The organism is Microbacterium sp. ARD31 (assembly GCF_031844425.1).
This window is the reverse complement of sequence record NZ_JAUZVE010000026.1, coordinates 41692-65657: the sequence shown is the minus strand read 5'-3', so window position 1 is coordinate 65657 and position 23966 is coordinate 41692. Positions and strand designations below refer to the sequence as shown.

Below are 23966 nucleotides of genomic sequence, written 5' to 3'. Positions count from 1 at the left end.
TCGGTGGATGCGCCAGCCAGCCCGACCCGGCCCCGGTCCGCGCCCTCGACCCCGGCGACCGGGCTCGCCGAGTGGCTGCGGGGCAGCACCGACGTCGCGGTCCACGGCGACCTCGCGGTCGCCGTGTCCGGCATCTCGCTGAGCACCGCGCGCATCCAGCCCGGCGACCTCTACGCCGCCCTCCCGGGAGCGCGCGCCCACGGCGCGGACTTCGCGGCCCAGGCCCTCGCGGCGGGGGCGGTCGGCGTGCTGACCGACCCGGCCGGGCTGGACCGGCTGCCGCCTGACACCCCCGCGATCGTGGTGCCCGAGCCGCGCCGGGTGCTCGGACACCTCGCGGCCCACCTGTACGGCGAGCCGGCGACCGCGCTGCGCGTCATCGGCGTCACGGGCACCCAGGGCAAGACGACCACCACGCGGGTGCTCGAGCAGGGCCTGACGGCCTCGGGCGTCACGTCCGCCGTGATCGGCACCGTCGGCACCCGCATCGCCGGCGAGGCGGTCCGGACGCAGCTCACCACGCCGGAGGCGCCCGACCTGCACGGCCTGTTCGCGGTGATGCGCGAGCGCGGCGTGGACACCTGCGCGATGGAGGTCTCCAGCCACGCGCTCGTGCTCGGCCGGGTCGACGGCGTCGTGTTCGACGTCGCGACCTTCCTCAACCTCGGGCGCGACCACCTCGACTTCCACGCCGACCTCGACGAGTACTTCGCCGCCAAGGCCAGCCTGTTCACCCCCGAGCGGGCCAGGGTGGGCCTGACCAACGTCGACGACGAGTTCGGCCGGCGCCTTCTCGACGTCTCGAGCGTGCCGATGTCGACGTACTCCTCCCGGGGGCAGGACGCCGACTGGCGGGCGGTCGACGTCGAGCTGTCGCCGACCGGGGCGACCTTCACCGTCCTCGGGCCCGGTGTCGAGGTGCCTGCCGCGGTCAACATCCCCGGCGAGTTCAACGTCTCCAACGCGCTGGCCGCCATCGCCTCCGCGGCGCTCGCCGGCCTCGACCCGGCCCAGGTGGCCGACGGCATCGCGCAGGTCGGCGGCGTGCCCGGCCGCCTGGAGCAGGTGTCGGAGGGACAGGACTACTCGGTCGTCGTCGACTACGCCCACAAGCCCGACGCCCTCGAGGCCGTCCTGGCGACGCTCCGGCCGCTGACCCGGGGCCGGGTCGTGGTCGTGGTGGGAGCGGGCGGTGACCGCGACACGCTCAAGCGGCCGGTGATGGGCGAGATCGCCGCCCGGCTGGCCGACCTGGTCATCGTCACCGACGACAACCCGCGCACCGAGAACCCGGCCGCGATCCGCGCCGCGGTGCTCGAGGGCGCGCGCGGGGGCTCCGCCGAGGTGCTCGAGGTCGGCGACCGACGGCTCGCGATTCGCGAGGCCGTGCTTCGCGCGGAGCCCGGCGACGTCGTGCTCATCGCGGGCAAGGGGCACGAGACCGGCCAGGAGGTCCACGGCGAGGTCCACCCCTTCGACGACCGCGTGGTCGCCGGCGAGGAGATCCTGGGCAGGGGGGATGTGCGCCGGTGATCGAGATGACGCTGGCCGAGGTGGCCGACGTGGTCGGGGGACGGGCCCACGGTGACGCGACCGTCACGGGCGGCGCGTTCCTCGACACCCGTACGCCGGAGCCCGGTGGCCTCTTCGTCGCGGTCGCGGGCGAGCGGGTCGACGGCCACGACTTCGCCACCGCTGCGGGCGAGGCAGGTGCGGCGGCCGTGCTCGGCAGCCGGCCCACCGACCTGCCGACGGTGGTCGTCGACGACGTCACCGCCGCGCTCGGCCGGCTCGCGCGCCACGTCGTCGACCGGCTCCCGGACCTCGTCGTCCTGGCGATGACCGGCTCGCAGGGCAAGACCGGCACCAAGGACTACCTCGCCCACGTGCTCGCCGAGTCCGGGGCGACCGTGGCCACGCGCGGCAACTTCAACAACGAGCTCGGGGTGCCGCTGACCGTGCTCCGCGCGACGGAGGAGACGCGCTACCTCGTCGTCGAGATGGGCGCGCGGGGTGTCGGCCACATTGCCGAGCTCTGCGCGATCGCACCTCCCCGCGTCGCGGCCGTGCTCAACGTCGGCACGGCGCACATCGGCGAGTTCGGCAGCCGCGAGGCCATCGCACGGGCCAAGGGCGAGATCGTCGAGGCCCTCGGCCCCGACGGCACCGCGGTGCTGAACGCCGACGATGACCTCGTCGCGGCGATGGCGACGCGGACCAGCGCCCAGGTGACGACCTTCGGCGGCGCGGGTGCCGACGTCGCCGTCGCCGAGGTGACCAGCGACGAGCTCGGCCGGCTCTCCTTCGAGCTGCGGCACCGCGGGTCCGGCGCCACGGTGCACCTCGCCCAGGTCGGCGCCTACCAGTGGCGCAACGCCGCGGCCGCCGCCGCGATGGCCCTCGCGGCCGGCGTCGACCTCGACACCGTCGCCGACGCCCTCAGCGACGCGGTCCCCGCGAGCCGCTGGCGCATGGAGCTGCACGAGCGCCCCGACGGCCTGGTCGTCGTCAACGACGCCTACAACGCCAACCCGGAGTCGATGAAGGCCGCGCTGGAGACGCTCGGGGGCATCGGCGCGCGCAGCGGTCGGCGTACGGTCGCGGTGCTGGGGGAGATGCTCGAGCTCGGCGCCGGCTCCCGCGACGCGCACACCGGCGTGGGGGAGTACGCCGCCCGCGCCGGGGTCGACGTGCTGGTCGCCGTCGGGCCCGCCGCCGGCGACATCGCGACGGGCTTCGACACCGTCGGGACCGGCGGTGTGGCGGTCCCCACGGCGGGGCGTGACGCCGCGTCGGACTGGCTGCGGCACAATGTCTCGGCTGCCGATGTCGTCCTGGTGAAGGCGTCGCGGGGGGCCGCGCTGGAAGTGATCGCCGACGAGCTCCTCGTCATGGGTGAGGAAGGAAGTAGCACGAGATGAGAGCCATCCTGTTCGGAGGAGGACTCTCCCTGCTGATCTCGCTCCTCGGCACGCGCTACGCGATCCGGTTCTTCACGCGGCAGGGATTCGGCCAGCCGATCCGTGACGACGGCCCCACCACCCACCACACCAAGCGCGGCACCCCGACCATGGGCGGCGCGGTCATCGTGCTCGCCACCGTGGTCGGCTACTTCGCCGCCAAGCTCATCACCGGCACCGCGCCGAGCGCGTCCGCCCTCCTGCTCATGTTCCTGTTCGTCGGGCTCGGCACGGTCGGCTTCCTCGACGACTTCCTCAAGGTCAGCCGCCAGCACAACCTCGGCCTGCGCAGCCGCGCCAAGATGATCGGCCAGACGCTCGTCGCGGTCGTCTTCGGCTTCCTCGCGCTGTCGCCGATGCTCGAGGACGAGCGCGGCTGGCGCCCGGCGTCCGACCACATCTCCTTCATCCGCGACTACGAGGGCTTCGCGCTGCCGACGGTGCTCGCGATGCTCCTCGTCTGGTTCTTCGTCACCGGGTTCAGCAACGCGGTCAACCTCACCGACGGCCTCGACGGCCTGGCGGCCGGCTCGTCGATCCTGGTCTTCGCCGCCTACACGCTGGTCAACATCTGGCAGAACAGCCAGTCCTGCGCGCTCGAGGCGGGCCCGAAGTGCTACGAGGTGCGCGACCCCCTCGACCTCGCCGTGGTGGCCGCCGCCATCACCGGCGCCTGCTTCGGCTTCCTCTGGTGGAACGCCTCGCCGGCCCAGATCATCATGGGCGACACCGGCTCCCTGGCGCTGGGCGGCGCGATGGCCGGCTTCGCGATCATGACGCGCACCGAGCTGCTGCTCGCGATCATCGGCGGCCTGTTCGTCGCGGTGACCCTGTCGGTGATGATCCAGGTGTCGGTCTTCAAGGCGAGCCGGGCCAGCGGGCTCGTGCGGTTGATATTCAAGATCGGCCCCGGCCACCGGGTGTTCCGCATGACGCCGCTGCACCACCACTTCGAGATGCTCGGCTGGGAGCAGGTCACCATCGTGATCCGCTTCTGGATCATCACCGGGCTCGCCGTCGCGATCGGCCTGGGCATCTTCTACGCCGAGTGGGTCGCCGGCATTGGCTGAGTCGCTCGACATCGACGCGCTCGGCCGCACGAGCGACTGGTCCGGAGTCCGGGTCGTCGTCGCCGGCTTCGGCGTCTCCGGCTTCGCGGCCGCGGACAACCTGCTGTTCCTCGGCGCCCAGGTGGTGGCCCTCGACGACGTGAGCACACCGGAGAAGGCCGAGAAGGCCCAGCTGCTGGAGACCCTCGGCGCGACCGTCCGGCTCGAGCCCGGCGCCACCGCCGTGCTCCCCGACGACGTGGACCTGGTCGTCACCTCGCCCGGCTGGCGGCCCACTGCGCCGCTGCTGGTGCAGGCCGCCGGGCGCGGAGTCCCGGTGTGGGGCGAGGTCGAGCTGGCCTGGCGGCTGCGCGACCCCGCGCAACCCGCGCCGTGGCTGGCCGTCACCGGCACCAACGGCAAGACGACCACCGTGCAGATGCTGCAGTCGATCCTGACCGCGGCAGGCCTCCGCGCAGCCGCCGTCGGCAACGTCGGCCTGCCGATCGTCGAGGCGGTCATGGACCCCGAGCCCTACGACGTCCTCGCCGTCGAGCTCTCCAGCTTCCAGCTCCACTACACCTGGTCGATGTCGGCGGAGTCCGCGGCCGTGCTCAACCTCGCCGAGGACCACCTCGACTGGTACGACGGCCCCGACGGCATGCGCGACTACGCCGCCGACAAGGCGCGCATCTTCGAGCGGGTCCAGCGCGCCTGCGTCTACAACTTGGCCGACCCCGCCACGGAGGAGATGGTCCGCGAGGCCGACGTGGTGGAGGGGGCGCGCGCGGTGGGCTTCACCCTCGGCACGCCGTCGCCCGGGAACCTCGGGGTCGTGGAGGACCTCCTCGTCGACCGCGCGTTCATCGAGGAGCGCGCGACCAGCGCCGCCGAGCTCTGCACCCTCGACGACCTCGCCTCGCCGGCCCCGCACTTCGTCGCCAACGCCTTGGCCGCCGCCGCGCTCGCGCGGGCCCACGGCGTCAGCCAGCAGGCGGTCCGCGACGGCCTGCGCGCCTTCACCCCAGACGGCCACCGCATCGCCCGGGTGGGGGAGGCCCACGGCGTGACGTGGGTCGACGACTCGAAGGCCACCAACCCGCACGCCGCGCAGTCCTCCCTGGCTGCCTACGACCCGGTCGTGTGGGTTGCCGGCGGGCTGGCGAAGGGCGCCCGCTTCGACGACCTGGTGGTCGCGGTCCGCGAGCGGCTGCGGGGCGTCGTACTGCTCGGCAAGGACCGCCAGGTCATCGCCGACGCTCTTTCGCGACACGCGCCCGATGTGCCCGTCATCGATGTCGGTGCCGACGAGACTGGTGCCCCGATGGAGCGCGTGGTCGACGCGGCCGCCCGGCTCGCCAGGACTGGCGACACCGTGCTGCTGGCGCCGGGATGCGCGTCCATGGACATGTTCACCAACTACGGCGCCCGTGGCGACGCGTTCGCGGCCGCCGTGCGGGCCCACCTGGACCGCGCCACCTGAGACCCAGACCGACACCGAGGGGGACCGCGAGCGATGACCACCGCGAACCCCGAGGACGTCGCCACGGCGCCCGTCAAGGGCCGTGCGCCGCTCGGGTCGGGGGTGGTCGCCGGCTGGCGGTCGGTGCGCGAGGCGCTCGACAAGCCGCTGGCGTCCTACTACCTCCTGCTCGGCGCATCCCTGCTGCTGCTGACCATCGGGCTGATCATGGTCCTCAGCGCGTCGAGCGTGCGCTCGTTCCTCACCTACGACGACTCCTACGCCGTGGTGAAGCGCCAGCTCATGTGGGTCGCGATCGGCCTGCCGTGCGCGTGGGTCGCCTCCCGGATGCCGGTCAAGCACGTCCGCCGCCTGGCCTACCCCGGGTTCATGTTCGCGCTCGTGCTCCTCGCCCTGGTGGCCCGCTTCGGCGTGCTCATCAACGGCAACAAGAACTGGCTCGCCATCGGCCCCTTCACGATGCAGCCGGCCGAGGTCGCCAAGCTCGCGATCGTGCTGTGGGCGGCGAACATCTACGCCCACAAGGAGCGCCGCCTCCGCGAACTCCACCACCTCCTGGTGCCGGTCGTGCCCGGGCTGCTGGCCGTGATCGGGCTGGTCCTGGTCGGTCGCGACCTCGGCACGGCGATGGTGCTCGGCATCATCATGCTGGGGATGCTCTGGGTCGTCGGGGCGCCGATGCGGCTGTTCGTCCTCAGCATCTCGATCCTCGGGTGTGCGGCGGCCGCGCTGGCCGCGATGGACCCCGAGCGGCTCCAGCGCATCACCCACTTCACCGACCCGTTCAAGGACTACACCGACACCGGGTGGCAGCCCGCCCACGGCCTCTACGCACTGTCCAGCGGCGGCTGGTTCGGGCAGGGCATCGGCGCCTCCACGCAGAAGTGGGGCGACCTGCCGGAGGCCCACACCGACTACATCTTCGCGGTCCTGGGCGAGGAGCTCGGCCTGGTCGGCACGCTGCTGGTGGTCTGCCTGTTCTTCACCATCGCCTACGCCGCGATCCGGGTCGCGCTCAGCACCGAGGACCCGTTTGTCCGCTACGCGACCTTCGGCATCGTGGTCTGGCTGCTCGGCCAGATGATGATCAACGTCGGCATGGTGCTCGCGGTCCTGCCCGTGATCGGCATCCCGCTGCCCATCGTGTCCTACGGCGGTTCGGCGCTGCTGCCCTCCCTGGTCGCGCTCGGCCTGGTCATCGGGTTCGCCCGCCGCGAGCCCGAGGCGGCGGCCGCCCTGGCTGCCCGCAGGCGCAACCGCTCGGCCGGCCTCTCCGCCGCGTCGCCGTCCGACGCCCGCCGCTAGATTTGGCCTGATGCGCGTTCTCCTCGCCGGCGGCGGCTCCGCCGGCCACACCTCGCCCCTGCTCGCCACCGCCGACGCCCTGCGCCGCCTCGACCCCGCGACCGACATCGTGTGCCTCGGCACTCGCGAGGGGCTCGAGGCTCGGTTGGTCCCCGCGGCCGGGTTCCCGCTGGAGGTCGTGCCGCGCGTGCCGCTCCCGCGCCGACCCGGCGCCGACCTGCTCCGTGTGCCGACCCGGCTGCGCGCGGCCCGCGCCGCAGCGATGGAGGTGGTCGACCGGGTGCGCCCCGACGTGGTCGTCGGCTTCGGCGGCTACGTCTCGGTCCCGGCCTACCTCGCCGCGCGCAAGCGCGGCCTGCCGATCGTCGTCCACGAGGGCAACACCGTCCCCGGCGTCGCCAACCGGCTCGGTGCCCGCATGACGACCCACGTCGCGACCAGCTTCCCCGACACGGCGCTGCCGCACGCCGTCTTCACCGGCCTGCCGATCCGCCGGATGATCTCCGCGATGGACCGGGCCGCGCTGCGCGACGAGGCGCTCACCACCTTCGGCCTGCGATCCGACCTGCCGACGCTCCTCGTCACCGGAGGCTCCCAGGGCGCGGCCCGGATCAACGGCGCCGTCTCCGGCGCCGCCGCTGCCCTCGCCGCGGCGGGCGTCCAGGTGCTGCACGTCGTCGGTCCGAAGCACGACCTCGAGGCGCCGTCCGGCGACGTCCCCTACGTCGTGCTCAACTACGTCGACCGCATGGACCTCGCCTACGCAGCGGCGGACGCCGTGCTGTGCCGGGCGGGGAGCAACACCGTCACCGAGGTGTCCGGGGTCGGGCTGCCCGCGGTCTACGTCCCCCTGCCGATCGGCAACGGCGAGCAGGCGCTCAACGCCCGCCCCGTCGTGGACGCGGGCGGTGGCCTCCTCGTGGGCGACGCGGCCCTCACCCCCGAGTGGGTCGGGGCGAGCGTGCCCGGGCTGCTCACCGACCGCGAGCGGCTCGCGGCGATGGGTGCGGCAGCGCGCGGGGTGATCCCGCTCGACGCCGACGAGAAGCTCGCCCGGATGGTCCTCGACGCAGCGCGGGGGAGGGCGTCGTGAGGATCCCGGTCCCCGACGTGATCCTCCCCGCCGCCGAGCTCGGCCGGGTCCACTGCGTCGGCATCGGCGGTGCGGGGATCTCCGCGATCGCCCGCATCATGGCCGCCCGCGGCGTCGCCGTCTCGGGCAGCGACGACCACGACACCCCGTTCCTCCCGGCGCTGCGCGAGCTCGGCGTCACCTGCCACCTCGGCTACGACGCGGCCCACGTGGGTGACGCCGACACCCTCGTCGTCACGACCGCGGCGCGCGAGGACAACCCCGAGGTCGTCGAGGCGCGCCGCAGGGGTCTGCGGATCCTGCCGCGCTCGGCGGGCCTCGCCGCGGTCATGGCGGGCTCGCGGGTCCTGGCCGTGGCCGGCACCCACGGGAAGACGACGACCACGGGCCTGCTGACCTCGGCCCTGCTCGCGGCCGGCGCCGACCCGTCGTACGCCGTGGGCGGGGTGCTCACCGCGACCGGCCGCAACGCCGACGCCGGACGCGACGACCTCTTCGTCGCCGAGGCCGACGAGAGCGACGGCGCCTTCCTGGTCTACCGCCCCCACGCCGCGATCGTCACCAACGTCGAGGCCGACCACCTCGACAACTGGGGAACGGAGGAGGCCTACCACCGGGCCTTCGACGACTTCGCCGGCACCGTCGACCGCGACGGCTTCCTCGTGTGCGTCGTCGACGACCCCGGCGCGGCCCGGCTCGCGGCCGGTGCCCGTGCGGACGGGCTCGAGGTGGTCACGGTGGGGGAGTCGGCCGACGCCGACCTGCGCATCCACGACCTCGTGCTCGAGGGGTCGACCTCGTCCTGCCGGGTCTCCCGCGACGGCGCGGACCTCGGCGTGCTGCGGCTGCGGATCCCCGGCCGCCACTACGTCCTCGACGCCGTCGCCGCGCTGGCGATGGGCCTGCGGCTCGGGTTCGACTTCGACGCGCTGGCCGACGGGCTGGGCAGCTTCACCGGCACCGGACGGCGCATGGAGCTCAAGGGAGAGGCCGGCGGCGTCCGCGTCTACGACTCCTACGCCCACCACCCCGTCGAGATCCGCGGCGACCTCGAGGCCGCACGCGCCCTGGCAGGGGAGGGCCGCGTCGTGGCGGCCTTCCAGCCCCACCTCGTCTCCCGCACCCGGATCTTCGGCCCCGCGATGGGCCAGGCCCTCGGCGCCGCCGACGAGGTGTTCGTGCTCGACGTCTACGTCGCCCGCGAGGACCCCGACCCCGCCGTGACCGGACGCCTCGTCGCGGACGCCGTACCCCTGCAGGGGGACCGGGTCCACTACGTCGACGGGCTCGCGGCCGCTGCTGCGGCCCTCGCCGACCGGGCGCGCCCGGGTGACCTGGTGATCACCCTCGGCGCCGGCGACGTCACCACGGTGGGGCCGCAGGTGCTCGCCCTGCTCGGGGGTGCCTGAGTGGAGCAGGAGGAGCGCGCCGCCCGGCGCACCCGTCGACGCTTCGCGCGTCGGCAGTGGGCCCGGCGCTGGTTGTCGTTGCGCTACGTCCTGGCCCTGGTCCTCGTCATCGGCCTCCTGGCGACGTCGGTGTGGCTGGTGTTCTTCTCCGCCACCTTGCAGGTCAAGCGCGTGGAGGTCGTGGGCAACGAGCTGCTGAGCGACGGGAGGGTCCGGGAGATCGCCGACATCCCGCTCGGTGAGCAGCTCGCCCTGGTCGACCTCGGACGCGCCGACGCGCGCGTCGGGTCCTTGGCGGAGGTGCGCTCGGTCGACGTCTCCCGCACCTGGCCTGACGTCGTACGCATCCAGGTCGTGGAGCGCACCGCGGTCGCCGTCGTCGAGCTGGCCGGCCGGCTGCGCGGGCTCGACGCCGACGGGGTCGTCTTCCGGGACTACAAGGCGGCGCCCCCCGGGATGCCCCGCGTCCGGCCCGGCGGCAGCGCCGGCACCGACGCGCTCAAGGAGGCGGCCACCGTCGTGTCCGCCCTGCCCGAGGACCTCGCGACCCGCGTCGACCACGTCGAGGTCGCCACCGTCGACCAGATCACGCTCGTGATGCGCGACCAGCGCCAGGTGCTGTGGGGGAGCGCGGAGGAGTCCGAGCTCAAGGCCGAGGTGGTCGACAGCCTGCTTGCCGCCGCCCGGAAGGCGAAGGTGTACGACGTCAGCGTCCCCGGGAACCCGACCGTCCGCTGAGTGCACCAGAAATCCGCGCCGCGCCGGGCGTGTTGCCGCCGGCAGGGACGGGCGCCTGCCTATGGTCGTGCGAACGGCGAGGTTGACATAACTATAACCCTCAGGTTCACGGTTAGGGTTCCGGAACCCCGAGGGTGGTGGATGTCCGGACCTCGTCGCTTCCCCTAGGCACAGCGCACATCCGTTTCACACAGACCCACTCGAGGAAGGCCCCGGAGCCGTGGCAGCAGCGCAGAACTACCTGGCGATCATCAAGGTCGTGGGCATTGGTGGAGGTGGCGTCAACGCCGTCAACCGGATGATCGAGGTCGGCCTGAAGGGCGTCGAGTTCATCGCGATCAACACCGACGCCCAGGCCCTGCTCATGAGCGACGCCGACGTCAAGCTCGACATCGGCCGCGAGCTCACCCGTGGGCTCGGTGCCGGCGCCAACCCCGAGGTGGGCGCCAAGGCGGCCGAGGACCACGCCGACGAGATCGAGGAGGTCATCAAGGGCGCCGACATGGTGTTCGTGACGGCCGGCGAGGGCGGCGGCACCGGCACGGGCGGCGCGCCCGTCGTGGCCCGCATCGCCCGCTCGCTGGGCGCCCTGACCATCGGCGTCGTGACCCGGCCGTTCGCCTTCGAGGGTCGCCGCCGCGCGAACTCCGCGGAGGAGGGCATTAGCCAGCTCCGCGAGGAGGTCGACACCCTCATCGTCATCCCCAACGACCGGCTGCTGTCGATCACCGACCGCAACGTGTCGATCCTCGACGCCTTCAAGCAGGCCGACCAGGTGTTGCTGCAGGGTGTCTCCGGCATCACCGACCTGATCACGACGCCGGGCCTGATCAACCTCGACTTCGCCGACGTGAAGTCGGTGATGGCCAACGCCGGGTCCGCGCTGATGGGCATCGGCTCGGCCCGGGGCGAGGACCGCGCGGTCGCCGCTGCGGAGATGGCGGTCTCCAGCCCGCTCCTCGAGGCCAGCATCGAGGGCGCCCACGGCGTCCTGCTGTCCATCGCGGGCGGCTCCGACCTCGGCCTGTTCGAGATCAACGAGGCTGCTGCGCTGGTCTCCCAGGCCGCGCACGCCGAGGCCAACATCATCTTCGGCGCGACGATCGACGACGCCCTCGGCGACGAGGTGCGCGTCACGGTGATCGCGGCGGGCTTCGACGGCGGCATGCCGAAGCGCCGCTCCGACGGCAACGTGCTCCGGCAGAACCAGCCGGCGCAGACGCAGGAGCAGACCCGCGCCGCGGCGCAGCAGATCGCGACCAAGGCCGCGGCGCCCGCGTCGAGCCCCGCGGGCGCGAGCGGTGCGGGCGCCGGCTCGTCGTCGAGCCCTACCACCCCTGCGCCGGCGACGTTCGCGCCCTCGTCCCAGGAGGGCCAGGCGACCCCCGCCCAGCCCCGTCAGACCCGGCAGGTCGAGTTCGACGACGACGACCTGGACGTGCCTGACTTCCTGAAGTGAGCACCCCTGACGCGACGCGCGTCCTGCGCCACCGCGACCGGATCGAAGGCGACCTCGTGATCGAGGTCGCCTTCACCGACGTGTCTCTCAGCCTGGGCGACGCCGCCGAGGCCTCGGTGCGTGACGCCTCCCTCGCGACGCTGGCCGAGGCGACCGGCGCCACCCCGGTGCTGATGCACCAGGTGCACGGCGCGCACGTCGACTTCGTCGACGACCGACGCACGAGCGGTCGGGTCTCGGCGGACGCGATGGTCACCGCCCAGACCGGGGTCGCCCTGCTCGCCCGCGCGGCCGACTGCGTCCCGGTCCTGCTGGCCGATCCCGGGACGGGATGGATCTCCGCGGTGCACAGCGGCCGGCCCGGCCTGGCCGCCGGTGTCGTCCCGGCCGCCGTCGCTGCCGTGCGCGCGCGGGGCGGTGAGCCGTCGGTCGCGTGGGTCGGACCGCACGTGTGCGGCTCCTGCTACGAGGTGCCGGCCGACCTCCAGGAGGAGGTCGCCGCGCTCGTGCCCGAGGCGCGCGCCACGACGTCCTGGGGCACGCCCGCGCTCGACCTCGGTGCGGGGGTCCGGGCGCAGCTCGCGGCGGCCGGCATCGCGGACGTCCGGGTCGTCGGCGCGTGCACCCGCGAGGACGCCGCCTGGCCGTCGTACCGCCGCGACGGCGCGGCCGCCACCCGTTTCGCCGGCGTCATCTGGAGCCACCCGTGACCGACACCGCCCGCCGCGACGAGCTCGCCGCGAACCTCGCCGTCGTACGACGGCGCATCGCCGACGCCTGTGCCGGCGCCGGTCGCGACGCCGACGAGGTCTCGCTGGTCGTCGTCACGAAGTTCTTCCCGGCCTCCGACGTGCGCCTCCTCGCCGACCTCGGCGTCACCGACGTCGGCGAGAACCGCCACCAGGAGGCGCAGGCCAAGGCCGCCGAGTGCGCCGACCTCGGGCTGCGGTGGCACTTCATCGGGGGCCTGCAGTCCAACAAGGCCGCCGCCGTCGCGTCGTACGCCGACGTGGTGGAGTCGGTCGACCGCGCCAAGCTGGTCGGCCCGCTCTCCCGCGGTGCCCACGACCGCTCGCACGAGGTGGACGTGCTGCTCCAGGTGAGCCTCGACCCGCCCGGCGCCGACAACCGGTCCGGGGCGCCGGCCGCGGACCTCGCCGACCTGGCGCACCGCGTCGAGGAGGCCGGGATGCTGCGACTGCGTGGCCTGATGGCCGTCGCGCCGCTGGGGGAGGAGCCCGACGCCGCCTTCGCCAGGCTCGCCGCGATCCGTGCGGACTTCCTGCGCGACCACCCCGACGCCACGCTGCTCTCGGCCGGCATGAGCGGTGACCTCGAGCCCGCCGTCACGCACGGCGCGACACACGTGCGTGTCGGCTCCGCGGTCCTCGGTCCGAGGCCTGCGGTCCAGTAATGTCGACAACGTCTCACCCGGTGGCCGGACCCGGCCACCACGTCTAGCGGAGGATCTGTCTCATGAGCGGCGCGATGCGCAAGATCGGCGAGTACCTCGGCCTGCTCGAGGACACCGGCCACTACGACGACTACGACGGCGACACCGAGACCTCCACCCACGACGCCGTCGAGCAGCGCCCGGTCGTCCGCGAGCGTCGCCCTGCCCCTGTGTCCGACCTCGCCGAGCGCCGCCGACCGGCCTCGGTCCAGACAGGAGTCGTGGCCGAGTTGAGCCGCATCACCACCCTGCACCCCCGCAACTACAACGAGGCCCGCCTCGTCGGCGAGAACTACCGCGACGGCACGCCCGTGATCATGAACCTCAGCGAGATGGACGACAACGACGCCAAGCGCCTCGTCGACTTCGCCGCCGGCCTCATCTTCGCCACCCGTGGGTCGATCGAGCGGGTGACCAACAAGGTCTTCCTGCTCTCGCCGCCCAACGTCGCGGTGTCGGCCGAGGACAAGGAGCGGATCGCCGAGGACGGCTTCTTCAACCAGAGCTGACAGATACTTCACCTGTGCAGATCATCGGCCAGACGCTCTACATCATCCTCTTCGTCTTCATCGGGCTGCTCTGGGTCCGGTTCATCGTGGACTGGGTCCAGGTGTTCGCCCGGCAGTGGGAGCCGCGCGGCCCCCTGCTCGTCGCGCTCGAGGGGGTCTACTCCGCGACCGACCCGCCGATCATGGCGCTGCGCCGGGTGATCCCGCCGCTGCGGATCGGTTCGGTGGCCCTCGACCTCAGCTTCCTGCTGGTCATGGTGGCAGCATGGTTGCTGCTCAACGTGATAGCCACCATCTTCAATCTCTGAACCATCCGTCACACGGGTCACTGTGCCCCGCGCGGCGCCGGGCGCTATTGTCTCCTGACAGCAGAGCCACCATGTGTCAACGATCGTGAAAGTTTGGGTGAGGTCATGCCGCTGACGCCTGAGGACGTGAGCAACAAGCGCTTTACACCTGTCCGTCTCCGCGAGGGGTACGACATGGGCGAGGTGGACCAGTTCCTCGACGAGGTCGAGGCCGAGCTCGCCCGGCTCACCAAGGAGAACGACGACCTGAGGTCGAAGCTCTCGGCTGCCCAGTCCGGTGGCGGGGCCGCACCTGCTGCCTCCTTCGCCCCGGCCGCTCCCGAGCCGGAGCCCGAGCCTGAGCCCGAGCCCGAGCCGGCCCCCCAGCCGATCGCCGCCGCACCCGCCGCGCCCGTGCAGACGATGCGCGTGGAGACGGTGGCCGATGCCTCCAACGCCGCCGCCCGGCTGCTGGAGATCGCGACCCGCAACGCCGACGAGCTCGTCGAGGACGCCAAGAACGAGGCCGACCGCATCGTCGGCGCCGCCCGCACCAAGGCCGAGCGCCTCGAGGCCGAGGCCAAGACCAAGGCCGACCGCATGGAGGCGGACGCCCGCCAGCGATCGCAGATGCTCGACTCCGAGACCGCCGAGCGCCGCCAGCAGATGTTCGGCGACCTGGAGAAGGAGCGCGACAAGCTCAACAGCGACGTCGAGACCCTCCGCCAGTTCGAGCGCGAGTACCGCTCGCGCCTGAAGACCTACTTCACGCAGCAGCTCGAGGCGCTGGCCAACGGGGCGGAGAGCCAGGCTCCCGTCGACAGCGGCAACGCCCCCAAGCGGCTCCGCTCCGTCCTCGGCGACGACGAGGGCTGATCTTCGAACAGGCCTGTGAAAAGCGAGAACGACCGCCCTTCGGGGTGGTCGTTCTCGCATTTCGGCGAGCCGATGTTGGGTTCGGTCGGTGCCAGCGGCTAACCTCCGTGCCACCGTGTGGTTCCCACCACACCCGATGCATGGCTGGAGGCCCTCGGAGATGGCTGGCACCACGCGCAAGTCCCTGGCGGGCACCGCTGCCGCAGCCGCCAAGCGAGTGATCGGTCGACGCGGCGCGTCGGGCGCGAGCTCGACGAAGGCGGCGGCAAAGAAGACGTCGGGCACGAAGGCCGCCTCCGCCGAGAAGACCGCTGCCAGCAAGGCACCGGCGAAGAAGACCCCTGCCAGCAAGGCCCCGGCCAAGAAGGCCCCCGCGACGAAGGCCGCGGCGAAGAAGGCCCCCGCGACGAAGGCCGCGGCGACGAAGGCCCCCGCCAAGAAGGCCGCGACGAAGGCCGCGGCGACGAAGGCGCCTGCGACGAAGGCCGCGGCGACGAAGGCCGCGGCGACGAAGTCCCCCGCGACGAAGGCCGCGGCGACGAAGGCCCCGGCCAAGAAGGCCCCCGCCACGAAGGCCCCCGCCACGAAGGCCCCCGCCAAGAAGGCCCCGGCCACGAAGACGACCAAGACGGCCAAGAAGACTCCCGCACCCACCGCTCCCGCGAAGAAGGCACCCGTGACCAAGGCTCCTGCGAAGAAGGCGGCCGCGGCGACCGCGGCCGCTCCCGCCACCCGCACCGCGACGGTGGCCAAGAAGTCGCCGCGCAAGGCCACGCCGTCGACCCTGGTGGTGCTGGAGGGCGAGGACCCCTGGACCCGCGCCGAGCTCAACGAGGTCGTCAAGGAGCTCACCGAGCACCAGGAGCGCCTCGCCGCCTCGGTCGGCCAGGCCGAGGCCGAGCTCGCCGGGCTGATGCGCGACGCCGGCGACGGCGCCGGCCAGGACCAGGCCGACGTCGGCGCGACGAGCTTCGAGCGCGACCACGAGCTGACCGTGCTGGCGAAGGAGCGCGAGACGCTGGTCCAGATCGAGCGGGCCCTCGCCCACATCGACGACGGCACCTACGGCGTCTGTGACTCCTGCGGCAACCCCATCGGCAAGAATCGGTTGATGGCGGTGCCGCATGCCACACTGTGCATGTCATGCAAGCAGCGCGAGGAGCGTCGCTGAACCCCAGCGACCCGGTCGATCACGACCCGTCCGGCCGACGCCGCCTCGACGTCCGGCTGGTGTTCCTCGCGGTGGCGGTGCTCGCCTACCTCGTGGACCTCGGCTCCAAGGAGTGGGCACTGCGTGCGCTCGCCGACGGCGACGTCCCGCTGCTCGGTGACTGGTTCGTGCTGCACCTGACGTTCAACCCCGGCGCGGCGTTCAGCACCGGCACCGACTTCACGATCGTGTTCACCTGCCTGGCGATGGTGGCGGTCGTGGTGGTCCTCTGGCTCAGCCGCCGGGTGGCCAGCACGGGGTGGGCCCTCGCGCTCGGCCTGCTGCTCGGCGGCGTCGGCGGCAACCTCACGGACCGGATCGTCCGCGAGCCCGAGCCGTTCCACGGCCACGTCGTCGACTTCCTGATGCTGCCCAACTGGCCGGTCTTCAACATCGCCGACGTGTGCATCAACGTCGCCGCCGGCCTGATCATCCTGCAGACCTTCCGCGGCGTGGCCCTGGACGGCTCCCGTGACCGGGACCGTGGCGAGGCCGACGCTCCTGCGGAGCCCGAGCGATGAGCGTGCCGGCATGACCACCCACGCCGACCAGCGCACCGTGTTCGTCCCCGACGGCCTCGCCGGCGAGCGCGTCGACGCCGCGATGGCGCGGATGTTCGGCTTCTCCCGCACCAAGGCCGCCGACCTCATCACCCACGGGCTCGTCCAGCTCGACGGGACGACCGTCGGCAAGAGCGACCGGGTGCACGCCGGGTCGATGCTCGACGTGACGATTCCCGCGGAGACCGACCCGCTCGCGGTCGTCCCCGAGATCGTCGAGGGCATCCGGATCATCCACGACGACGACGCCATCGTGGTGATCGACAAGCCGGTCGGCGTGGCCGTGCACCCGTCTCCCGGCTGGTCGGGTCCGACGGTGGTCGGCCACCTCGCGGGCGCCGGCTTCCGGATCTCCACCAGCGGCGCCAGCGAGCGACAGGGCATCGTGCAGCGCCTCGACGTCGGCACCAGCGGCGTGATGGTGATCTGCAAGTCCGAGCACGCCTACTCGGTCCTCAAGAACGCCTTCCGCCACCGCACCGTCGACAAGACCTACCACGCGCTGGTCCAGGGGCATCCCGACCCGCTGTCCGGCACGGTCGACGCCCCGATCGGCCGGCACCCCAACCACGACTACAAGTTCGCCGTGATGGCCGACGGCCGGCACAGCGTGACCCACTACGAGACGCTCGAGGCGCACCGCTTCGCCAGCCTGCTCGAGATCCACCTCGAGACCGGGCGCACGCACCAGATCCGGGTGCACATGAGCGCGCTCAAGCACCCGTGCGTGGGTGACCTGACCTACGGCGCCGATCCCACCCTCGCCCGGCGGCTCGGGCTCCAACGGCAGTGGCTGCACGCCATGCGGCTCGGCTTCGAGCACCCCGAGACCGGCGACTACGTCACCTACGAGTCCACCTACCCCGACGACCTCGCCCACGCGCTCGAGGTCATCCGCGACGAGCACTGAGGCGATGCGCACCGACCTCGTGCTGCGTGCCGCCACGGTCGACGACCTGCCGGTCCTGGCCGAGGTGCACCTCGCGTCGCGCGCAGGCGCGGGTGAGGCGTTCCCCCCGAGCGTGCACACCGACGACGAGGCTCGGGCCTGGGTCGCGGGCTGGGACCTGACGGCCCAGGACGTCCGCGTCGCGGTCCTGGACGGGCAGGTCGTCGGCTACTCCCGGTGCACCCCCACCTGGCTCGACGACCTCTACGTCCTGCCCGAGGCGCAGGGCCACGGCGTGGGCACGGCCTTGCTCCGGAGGGCCCTCGACGAGCACCCCGACGGCGTCGGCCTCTGGGTCTTCGAGTGCAACCAGCCGGCGCGAGACTTCTACGCACGCCACGGCTTCGTCGCCCTGGAGCGCACGGACGGCTCCGCCAACGAGGAGCGTGCGCCCGACATCAGGCTGGTCTGGCCGGGGCGGGACCCGCTGGCCTGCTTCCGGGCGATGATCGACGAGGTCGACCTGGTCCTCGGCGACGTCCTCGCGCGGCGTACGGCACTCACCCGGGTGGTGCAGGGCATCAAGCCGTCCGGCGAGCGCGACCCCGAGCGGGAGGCCGAGATCGTGCGCCGCGTGGCCGCCGTCGTGCCCGAGCTGGGCGAGGCGCGGGTCGCGAGGATCGTCGACGTGATCATCGCCGAGTCGCTCGACGCCGCCGGCTGACCAGGCAACAGTGGAGCCACGAGCCGTTAGGTCCGGCCGCTCGCTCCGCGAATCGGTCGAACCTGTCCGAGACGCCGGGCATGATGATCGCGTGCTGCCACGACCGGGAGAGCTGCTGCACTTCAGCGAGGACCCCTCGATCGAGCGCTTCGTCCCGCACGTCGCCGCGACCGCGCAGCAACCGGAGGCCTACGTCTGGGCCGTCGACGCGGTCAACAGCCCGTGCTACTGGTTCCCACGGCAGTGCCCCCGCGTGTGCTCGTGGGACGCGACCGACGTAGACGGGACGAGGGTGCACGCCGTGGAGGAGCGCTGGCTGTCCACGATCCGGGCCACGAGGCTGTGGGCCTACCGGTTCGCGGCCGCCGGCTTCGAGCCGTTCGGCGAGCGCCCGCACGCGCATGTGGCCACTCGTCAGGTCGAACCACTCGGTTCCCCGGTCGAGGTGGGTGACCTGGTAAGCCTGCACGAGCGGCACGGCGTCGAGCTGCGCGTGCTGCCCGAGCTGGAGCCGTACTTCACCCAGATCCGCGAGCGCGGCCTGGAGTTCTCGGCCATCCGGATGGGCAACGCGGGCATCGGGCCGGACGGGCCCTTCGCGACCCGCCGCTGACCCTTGTCCGCCGGGTTGTCAGGCTCTCGCTGAACTTGTCGGCCCGTGCACGACCTGACAAGTTCAGTGATCCCCGGTCAGCCGGGGATCGCTGAAGGGGAGCGAGCGGGGCAGGATGGGGGCGTGCTGCTCCACGACGAGGTGACCGCGGAGTACCGCGACTTCGCGGCGTACGCCGCCGGTGACTCGGCCTGCTTCGAGGAGTGGGCGCTCGCCGTGGCCGGGGACGCGGAGGTCCTGGCGTGGCTCAGCACGCTGCCCCCGCTCAAGCGGCAGCCCAACCTGGTCTTCGCCGCCGCCCGCTGGCACGGTGCGCCCGCGCCCGGACCGTACGCCGGTCTCCGCGACGTCCTGCTCGGGCAGGGACCTGCGGTCCGGGAGACGGTCATGGCGCGCTCGACCCAGACCAACGAGGTCGGCCGCCTCGCCACGCTCGCGCCGGTGCTCTCCCTGGTCGAGGGGCCGCTCGCGCTGGTCGAGGTCGGCGCCAGCGCCGGCCTGTGCCTCTTCCCGGACCGTTACGACTACGCCTGGCCCCCGGTCGGCGAGCTGCGGGGGAGCGGCGGGCCCCTCCTCTCCGCTCGAACCACCGGGCCGCTGCCCGTGCCGCCGGTCCATCCGAGCGTGGCCTGGCGCGGCGGCGTCGACCTCAACCCTCTCGACGTGGCCGACCCGGACGCCGTGGCGTGGCTGGAGAACCTGGTGTGGCCCGAGCAGGACGAACGGCGCGAGCGCCTGCGCCGCGCGGTGGAGGTGGCCCGGCGCGAGCCGCCCCGCCTGGTGGCCGGCGACCTCCTCGACCACGTCGAGGGGCTGGTGGACGAGGCGTCGCGGCACGGCACCCCCGTGGTGTTCCACTCCGCGGTGATCGCCTACCTCGAGGAGCCCGACCGGGTGCGGTTCCACGACCTCATGACCGACCTCGTGGCGGCGGGGCGGTGCCGCTGGATCAGCAACGAGGGGCGGCGCGTGCTGCCCCGCGTGACCGGCGGCCGGGCGGTCCCGGCCGGGCGCTTCGTGACCGCCCTCGACGGGGCGCCCGTGGCGTGGAGCCACGGCCACGGCCACGCGATCGACTGGCTGTGAACAGCCACCGTGTCCTGTCGGTGGGGCCGTGCACACTGACGTAGGCTGACTGCTCTTCCCCCTCTCCGCTGCGCAGTCAGCACCACCCCAGAAACAGACACCGTCTGCGACCCCCCGAAAGGTGCGGAAGTCTCCTCCATGTCGGCCGCCGGCTCACACGACAACTTCGTGCACCTGCACGTGCACACCGAGTACTCCATGCTCGACGGGGCGTCGCTCCTCGACGGGCTGTTCGCCCGCACCAGCGAGCTCGGCATGCCGGCGATCGCGATGACCGACCACGGCAACCTCCACGGCGCCTACGACTTCTACAGCAAGGCCCGCAAGCACGGCGTGAAGCCGATCATCGGGATCGAGGCCTACGTCACGCCCGGCACCATGCGCGGCGAGCGCCGCCGGGTGCGGTGGGGCCAGGGCGACCTCGCCGAGGAGGGCGGCAACGACGTCGCCGGCGGCGGGGCCTACACCCACATGACGATGTGGGCCGAGAGCACCGAGGGCATGCACAACCTCTTCCGGCTCTCCTCCCGCTCCAGCCTCGAGGGCTACTTCTACAAGCCCCGCATGGACAAGGAGATCCTCGCCGAGCACAGCAAGGGGCTCATCGTCAGCACCGGCTGCCCCAGCGGTGCGATCCAGACCCGCCTGCGGCTCGGCCAGTACGACGAGGCGGTGCGCGAGGCCGGCGAGCTCCAGGAGATCTTCGGCCGCGACAACGTGTTCCTCGAGCTGATGGACCACGGCATCGACATCGAGAAGAGGGTCCGCGACGACCTGCTGCGCCTCGGCAAGGAGATGGGCATCGCGCCCATCGCCACCAACGACTCCCACTACAACAACCCCGAGGACGCAGCCGCCCACGACGCCCTCATCTGCGTGGCGTCCGGCAAGCGGCTCTCCGACACCAACCGCCTCAAGTTCGACGGCGGTGGCTACTACATCAAGTCCGCCGCCGAGATGCGCGCGCTGTGGGCCGACCGCTTCGGCATGCCCGAGGCCTGCGACAACACCCTGGCCATCGCCGAGCGCTGCGAGGTCGAGTTCACCGAGTCCACCGGCGGCTACATGGCGCGTGCCGACGTGCCCGAGGGGGAGTCGGAGGAGTCGTGGTTCCGCAAGGAGGTGTGGCGCGGCATCGAGGCCCGCTACCCGGGTGAGCGGCTCGACCAGGAGGTCCGCGACCGGGTCGAGATGGAGCTCGCGATCATCTCCCAGAAGGGCTACTGCGGCTACTACCTCGTGGTCGCCGACTTCATCAACTGGGCCAAGGACAACGGCATCCGGGTCGGCCCGGGCCGCGGCTCGGGCGCCGGCTCCATCGCGGCGTACGCCCTGCGCATCACCGACCTGTGCCCCCTCGAGCACGGACTGTTCTTCGAGCGCTTCCTCAACCCCGAGCGTCCGTCGATGCCCGACTTCGACATCGACTTCGACGACGCGCGTCGCGGTGAGGTGATCACCTACGTCTCCCAGAAGTACGGCGCCGAGCGCGTCGCTCAGATCGCGACCTTCGGCCGGCTGAAGGCCAAGGCCGCGATCAAGGACGCCGCCCGGGTGCTCGACCACGGCTTCGCGATCTCCGACCGCATCACCAAGGCGCTGCCCGCCGACGTGATGGGCAAGGGCGTCGCGCTCAAGGACATCTTCAACGCCGACCACAAGCGCTACGGCGAGGGCGGCGAGTTCCGCTCCCTCTACGAGCAGGACCCCGACGTCCGCACCATCTACGAGACCGCCGTCGGGCTCGAGGGCCAGATCCGCAACTGGGGCGTGCACGCCGCCGGCGTGATCATGTCGAGCGAGCCGCTCATCGACATCGTGCCGATCATGGCGCGCCCCCAGGACGGCGCGGTCATCACCCAGTTCGACTACCCGATGTGCGAGTCGCTCGGGCTGGTCAAGATGGACTTCCTCGGCCTGTCCAACCTGCGCATCCTCGAGGACGCGCTCGCCAACATCAAGGTCAACCGCGGCGAGGACGTCGTCCTCGAGGAGCTGCCCTTCGACGACCGGGCCACCTACGAGCTGATGGGCCGCGGCGACACGCTCGGCGTGTTCCAGCTCGACGGTTCGGGCATGCGGGCCCTGCTGCGGTCGATGCAGCCCGACCAGTTCGCCGACATCACCGCCGTCAGCGCCCTCTACCGCCCCGGACCGATGGGCGCCGACTCCCACAACAAGTACGCCCGCCGCAAGAACGGCCGCGAGGCGATCGAGCCGATCCACCCGGCCCTCGCCGAGGCCCTCGAGCCGGTGCTGGGGGAGACCTACGGCCTGATCGTCTACCAGGAGCAGGTGATGGCCATCGCCCAGGTGCTGGCCGGCTTCACCCTCGGTGCCGCCGACAACCTGCGCCGCGCGATGGGCAAGAAGAAGAAGGAGGAGCTCGACAAGCAGTACGCCGGCTTCCAGGCCGGCATGCTCGAGCGCAACTTCCCGCAGGCCGCCATCGACAAGCTCTGGGAGATCCTGCTCCCGTTCTCCGACTACGCCTTCAACAAGTCGCACTCCGCCGCCTACGGCGTCATCACCTACTGGACCGCCTACCTCAAGGCCAACTACCGCACCGAGTACATGGCCGCGCTCCTGACGTCCGTCAAGGACGACAAGGACAAGATGGCGATCTACCTCAACGAGTGCCGCCGGATGAAGATCCAGGTCCTCCCGCCCGACGTCAACGAGTCCCACGCCGACTTCACGCCGGTCGGCAACGACATCCGCTTCGGCCTCACCGCCGTGCGCAACGTCGGCCACAACGTGGTCGCGGGGATCGTGGCGTCGCGCGAGGAGAAGGGGCGCTACCTCGACTTCAACGACTTCATGGAGAAGGTCCCGGCGCTCGTGTGCAACAAGCGCGTCGTGGAGTCGCTGATCAAGGCAGGCGCCTTCGACGACATGAAGCACCGCCGGCGCGCGCTGGCCGCGGTCCACGAGACGGCGGTCGACCAGTTCGTCGACCTCAAGAAGAACGAGGCGATCGGCCAGGACTCGCTCTTCGGCGGCCTGAGCGAGGACGACGCCGGCTTCGGGGTGAGCGTGACGATCCCCGACATCGACGACTGGGACAAGATGACGCTGCTCGGTCACGAGCGGGAGATGCTCGGGCTCTACGTCTCCGACCACCCCCTGCTCGGCCTCGAGCACGTCCTGTCCCAGGGCACCGACTGCACGATCGGCCAGCTCCTGCTCGACGAGGACCGCCCCCACGGCTCGACGCTCACCGTCAGCGGCCTCATCACCTCGGTCCAGCGCAAGATCACCAAGCGCGGCGACCCGTGGGCCACGATCACCCTCGAGGACCTCGACGGCGCGATCGACGTGCTGCTGTTCCCGAGCTCCTACACCCTCGCCTCGACGCTGCTCGTCGAGGACAACATCGTCCGGATCAAGGGCCAGCTCTCCCGCGACAAGGACCAGCCCGAGCTGCGCGCGCAGGAGGTCACGGCCCCCGACCTCACCCAGGGGCCGACGGGGCCGGTCGTGATCAGCCTGCCGTCCACCCGCTGCACGCCGCCGGTGGTGGCGCAGCTGCGCGACGTGCTCGGCACCCACCCGGGCATGACCGAGGTGCAGCTCAAGCTGCTCACCCGCAGCTCGACCAAGGTGCTCAAGCTCGACGACAACCTGCGGGTCAGCCCGAGCCCGGCACTCTTCGCCGACCTCAAGCAGCTCCTGGGGCCGGGATGCCTGGCGGGGTGACCCCGACCGCGGACACGAGGGCCTCCCGTCCACGCCTGCTACGGCTGTCTGTGGTCGTCGTCGTCTTCCTGGTCGCCGGTGCGCTCGCCGGGGTGCTGTGGGAGAGGCTCTGGGACGTGCCCACCGGCGTGACCTACCAGGGCCACTGGTTCCTCGAGCCTGCGGGCCCCGACGTGTCCTTCCAGGGCATCGCGCTGTTCGTGGTGATCGCCTTCCCCCTCGGCATCCTGCTCGGTGTGCTCGCCGGCCTGCGCCGCGGCCACGAGGTGGCGACCGCGCTCACGGTGCTCGTCGCGTCGAGCCTTGCCGGGGTCGTGATGTACGCCGTCGGCAGCAGCCTGTCGCCGCCCGACCCGCAGCCCCTGGCAGCGGGCGCCCCCGACTACACCACCGACATCCCGGGCCACCTCGGCCTCACCGCTCCCGACCACGGCCGCGTGCCCTGGCACTCGTCGGCCCTGGTGGCGCTGCCGACGGGCGCGATGGCCGGTCTGGTCGGGACGTACCTCTTGGGGAGCAAGCGGTTGACGAGGCGCTCGCGCGGGTAGGCTGACGCGCGACATG

22 protein-coding genes are annotated in these 23966 nt (G+C 72.2%); all 22 read left to right on the top strand.

The window, feature by feature from the left end:
• Positions 1–3: 3 nt before the first annotated feature.
• The 22 genes from Q9S36_RS35340 (at position 4) to Q9S36_RS35235 (ending at position 23950) form a co-directional block, all read left to right on the top strand.
• Positions 4–1533, top strand: coding sequence for a UDP-N-acetylmuramoyl-L-alanyl-D-glutamate--2,6-diaminopimelate ligase (locus Q9S36_RS35340; protein WP_311289473.1), 1530 nt, complete (start codon positions 4–6; stop codon positions 1531–1533).
• Between the two features lie 5 nt (positions 1534–1538).
• Positions 1539–2921 carry a UDP-N-acetylmuramoyl-tripeptide--D-alanyl-D-alanine ligase gene (gene murF, locus Q9S36_RS35335; protein ID WP_311289509.1) on the top strand — a complete coding sequence of 461 codons (1383 nt, stop codon included), beginning with the start codon at positions 1539–1541 and terminating at the stop codon, positions 2919–2921.
• Positions 2918–4030, top strand: coding sequence for a phospho-N-acetylmuramoyl-pentapeptide-transferase (gene mraY / locus Q9S36_RS35330; RefSeq protein WP_311289472.1), 1113 nt, complete (start codon positions 2918–2920; stop codon positions 4028–4030). Before murF ends, mraY begins: the two co-directional genes overlap by 4 nt.
• On the top strand, positions 4023–5492 hold the full coding sequence (gene murD / locus Q9S36_RS35325; protein WP_311289471.1) for a UDP-N-acetylmuramoyl-L-alanine--D-glutamate ligase: 1470 nt from the start codon (positions 4023–4025) through the stop codon (positions 5490–5492). The genes mraY and murD overlap by 8 nt, the downstream gene beginning before the upstream one ends.
• Before the next feature lie 33 nt (positions 5493–5525).
• Entirely contained in the window at positions 5526–6797 is a 1272-nt protein-coding gene (ftsW, locus tag Q9S36_RS35320) for a putative lipid II flippase FtsW (protein WP_311289470.1), read from the top strand.
• 10 nt (positions 6798–6807) lie between these two features.
• On the top strand, positions 6808–7890 hold the full coding sequence (gene murG, locus Q9S36_RS35315; RefSeq protein ID WP_311289469.1) for an undecaprenyldiphospho-muramoylpentapeptide beta-N-acetylglucosaminyltransferase: 1083 nt from the start codon (positions 6808–6810) through the stop codon (positions 7888–7890).
• Positions 7887–9299 (top strand): UDP-N-acetylmuramate--L-alanine ligase, encoded by a 1413-nt coding sequence (gene murC / locus Q9S36_RS35310; RefSeq protein WP_311289468.1) that lies wholly within the window; start codon positions 7887–7889, stop codon positions 9297–9299. The genes murG and murC overlap by 4 nt, the downstream gene beginning before the upstream one ends.
• On the top strand, positions 9300–10037 hold the full coding sequence (locus Q9S36_RS35305; RefSeq protein WP_311289467.1) for an FtsQ-type POTRA domain-containing protein: 738 nt from the start codon (positions 9300–9302) through the stop codon (positions 10035–10037).
• 220 nt (positions 10038–10257) lie between these two features.
• Entirely contained in the window at positions 10258–11496 is a 1239-nt protein-coding gene (ftsZ, locus tag Q9S36_RS35300; RefSeq protein WP_311289466.1) for a cell division protein FtsZ, read from the top strand.
• Positions 11493–12206: a polyphenol oxidase family protein gene (locus Q9S36_RS35295; RefSeq protein WP_311289465.1), complete on the top strand. Its 714-nt coding sequence runs from the start codon at positions 11493–11495 to the stop codon at positions 12204–12206. Before ftsZ ends, Q9S36_RS35295 begins: the two co-directional genes overlap by 4 nt.
• The gene (locus Q9S36_RS35290; RefSeq protein ID WP_311289464.1) at positions 12203–12910 is read left to right on the top strand and encodes a YggS family pyridoxal phosphate-dependent enzyme; all 708 of its coding nucleotides are present in this window, start codon (positions 12203–12205) and stop codon (positions 12908–12910) included. Before Q9S36_RS35295 ends, Q9S36_RS35290 begins: the two co-directional genes overlap by 4 nt.
• A 62-nt stretch (positions 12911–12972) precedes the next feature.
• On the top strand, positions 12973–13458 hold the full coding sequence (locus tag Q9S36_RS35285; RefSeq protein WP_311289463.1) for a cell division protein SepF: 486 nt from the start codon (positions 12973–12975) through the stop codon (positions 13456–13458).
• A gap of 14 nt (positions 13459–13472) precedes the next feature.
• Entirely contained in the window at positions 13473–13766 is a 294-nt protein-coding gene (locus tag Q9S36_RS35280) for a YggT family protein (RefSeq protein ID WP_311289462.1), read from the top strand.
• A 105-nt stretch (positions 13767–13871) separates the two neighbouring features.
• On the top strand, positions 13872–14621 hold the full coding sequence (locus tag Q9S36_RS35275; protein ID WP_311289461.1) for a DivIVA domain-containing protein: 750 nt from the start codon (positions 13872–13874) through the stop codon (positions 14619–14621).
• 160 nt (positions 14622–14781) lie between these two features.
• Positions 14782–15792, top strand: a complete 1011-nt coding sequence (locus tag Q9S36_RS35270; RefSeq protein ID WP_311289460.1) for a TraR/DksA family transcriptional regulator — start codon at positions 14782–14784, stop codon at positions 15790–15792.
• Positions 15765–16352, top strand: coding sequence for a signal peptidase II (lspA, locus tag Q9S36_RS35265; RefSeq protein WP_311289459.1), 588 nt, complete (start codon positions 15765–15767; stop codon positions 16350–16352). Before Q9S36_RS35270 ends, lspA begins: the two co-directional genes overlap by 28 nt.
• A 10-nt stretch (positions 16353–16362) precedes the next feature.
• On the top strand, positions 16363–17301 hold the full coding sequence (locus Q9S36_RS35260; RefSeq protein ID WP_311289458.1) for an RluA family pseudouridine synthase: 939 nt from the start codon (positions 16363–16365) through the stop codon (positions 17299–17301).
• A gap of 4 nt (positions 17302–17305) precedes the next feature.
• Positions 17306–18004, top strand: coding sequence for a GNAT family N-acetyltransferase (locus Q9S36_RS35255; protein WP_311289457.1), 699 nt, complete (start codon positions 17306–17308; stop codon positions 18002–18004).
• 91 nt (positions 18005–18095) lie between these two features.
• Complete coding sequence (locus Q9S36_RS35250) at positions 18096–18617, top strand: DUF6886 family protein (RefSeq protein ID WP_311289456.1); 522 nt, start codon at positions 18096–18098, stop codon at positions 18615–18617.
• Positions 18618–18740: 123 nt separating this feature from the next.
• On the top strand, positions 18741–19703 hold the full coding sequence (locus tag Q9S36_RS35245; RefSeq protein WP_311289455.1) for a DUF2332 domain-containing protein: 963 nt from the start codon (positions 18741–18743) through the stop codon (positions 19701–19703).
• Between the two features lie 138 nt (positions 19704–19841).
• Positions 19842–23402 carry a DNA polymerase III subunit alpha gene (gene dnaE / locus Q9S36_RS35240; RefSeq protein WP_311289454.1) on the top strand — a complete coding sequence of 1187 codons (3561 nt, stop codon included), beginning with the start codon at positions 19842–19844 and terminating at the stop codon, positions 23400–23402.
• On the top strand, positions 23399–23950 hold the full coding sequence (locus Q9S36_RS35235) for a hypothetical protein (RefSeq protein WP_311289453.1): 552 nt from the start codon (positions 23399–23401) through the stop codon (positions 23948–23950). Before dnaE ends, Q9S36_RS35235 begins: the two co-directional genes overlap by 4 nt.
• The last annotated feature ends 16 nt before the right edge of the window (positions 23951–23966 follow it).

Bases quoted from the DNA above. Each gene is read 5' to 3' on its own strand.
- murF (WP_311289509.1), top strand. From the start codon at position 1,539: ATGACGCTGGCCGAGGTGGCCGACGTGGTCGGGGGACGGGCCCACGGT.
- mraY (WP_311289472.1), top strand. From the start codon at position 2,918: ATGAGAGCCATCCTGTTCGGAGGAGGACTCTCCCTGCTGATCTCGCTC.
- ftsW (WP_311289470.1), top strand. From the start codon at position 5,526: ATGACCACCGCGAACCCCGAGGACGTCGCCACGGCGCCCGTCAAGGGC.
- murG (WP_311289469.1), top strand. From the start codon at position 6,808: ATGCGCGTTCTCCTCGCCGGCGGCGGCTCCGCCGGCCACACCTCGCCC.
- Q9S36_RS35285 (WP_311289463.1), top strand. From the start codon at position 12,973: ATGAGCGGCGCGATGCGCAAGATCGGCGAGTACCTCGGCCTGCTCGAG.
- Q9S36_RS35275 (WP_311289461.1), top strand. From the start codon at position 13,872: ATGCCGCTGACGCCTGAGGACGTGAGCAACAAGCGCTTTACACCTGTC.
- Q9S36_RS35270 (WP_311289460.1), top strand. From the start codon at position 14,782: ATGGCTGGCACCACGCGCAAGTCCCTGGCGGGCACCGCTGCCGCAGCC.
- lspA (WP_311289459.1), top strand. From the start codon at position 15,765: ATGCAAGCAGCGCGAGGAGCGTCGCTGAACCCCAGCGACCCGGTCGAT.
- Q9S36_RS35260 (WP_311289458.1), top strand. From the start codon at position 16,363: ATGACCACCCACGCCGACCAGCGCACCGTGTTCGTCCCCGACGGCCTC.
- Q9S36_RS35255 (WP_311289457.1), top strand. From the start codon at position 17,306: ATGCGCACCGACCTCGTGCTGCGTGCCGCCACGGTCGACGACCTGCCG.
- dnaE (WP_311289454.1), top strand. From the start codon at position 19,842: ATGTCGGCCGCCGGCTCACACGACAACTTCGTGCACCTGCACGTGCAC.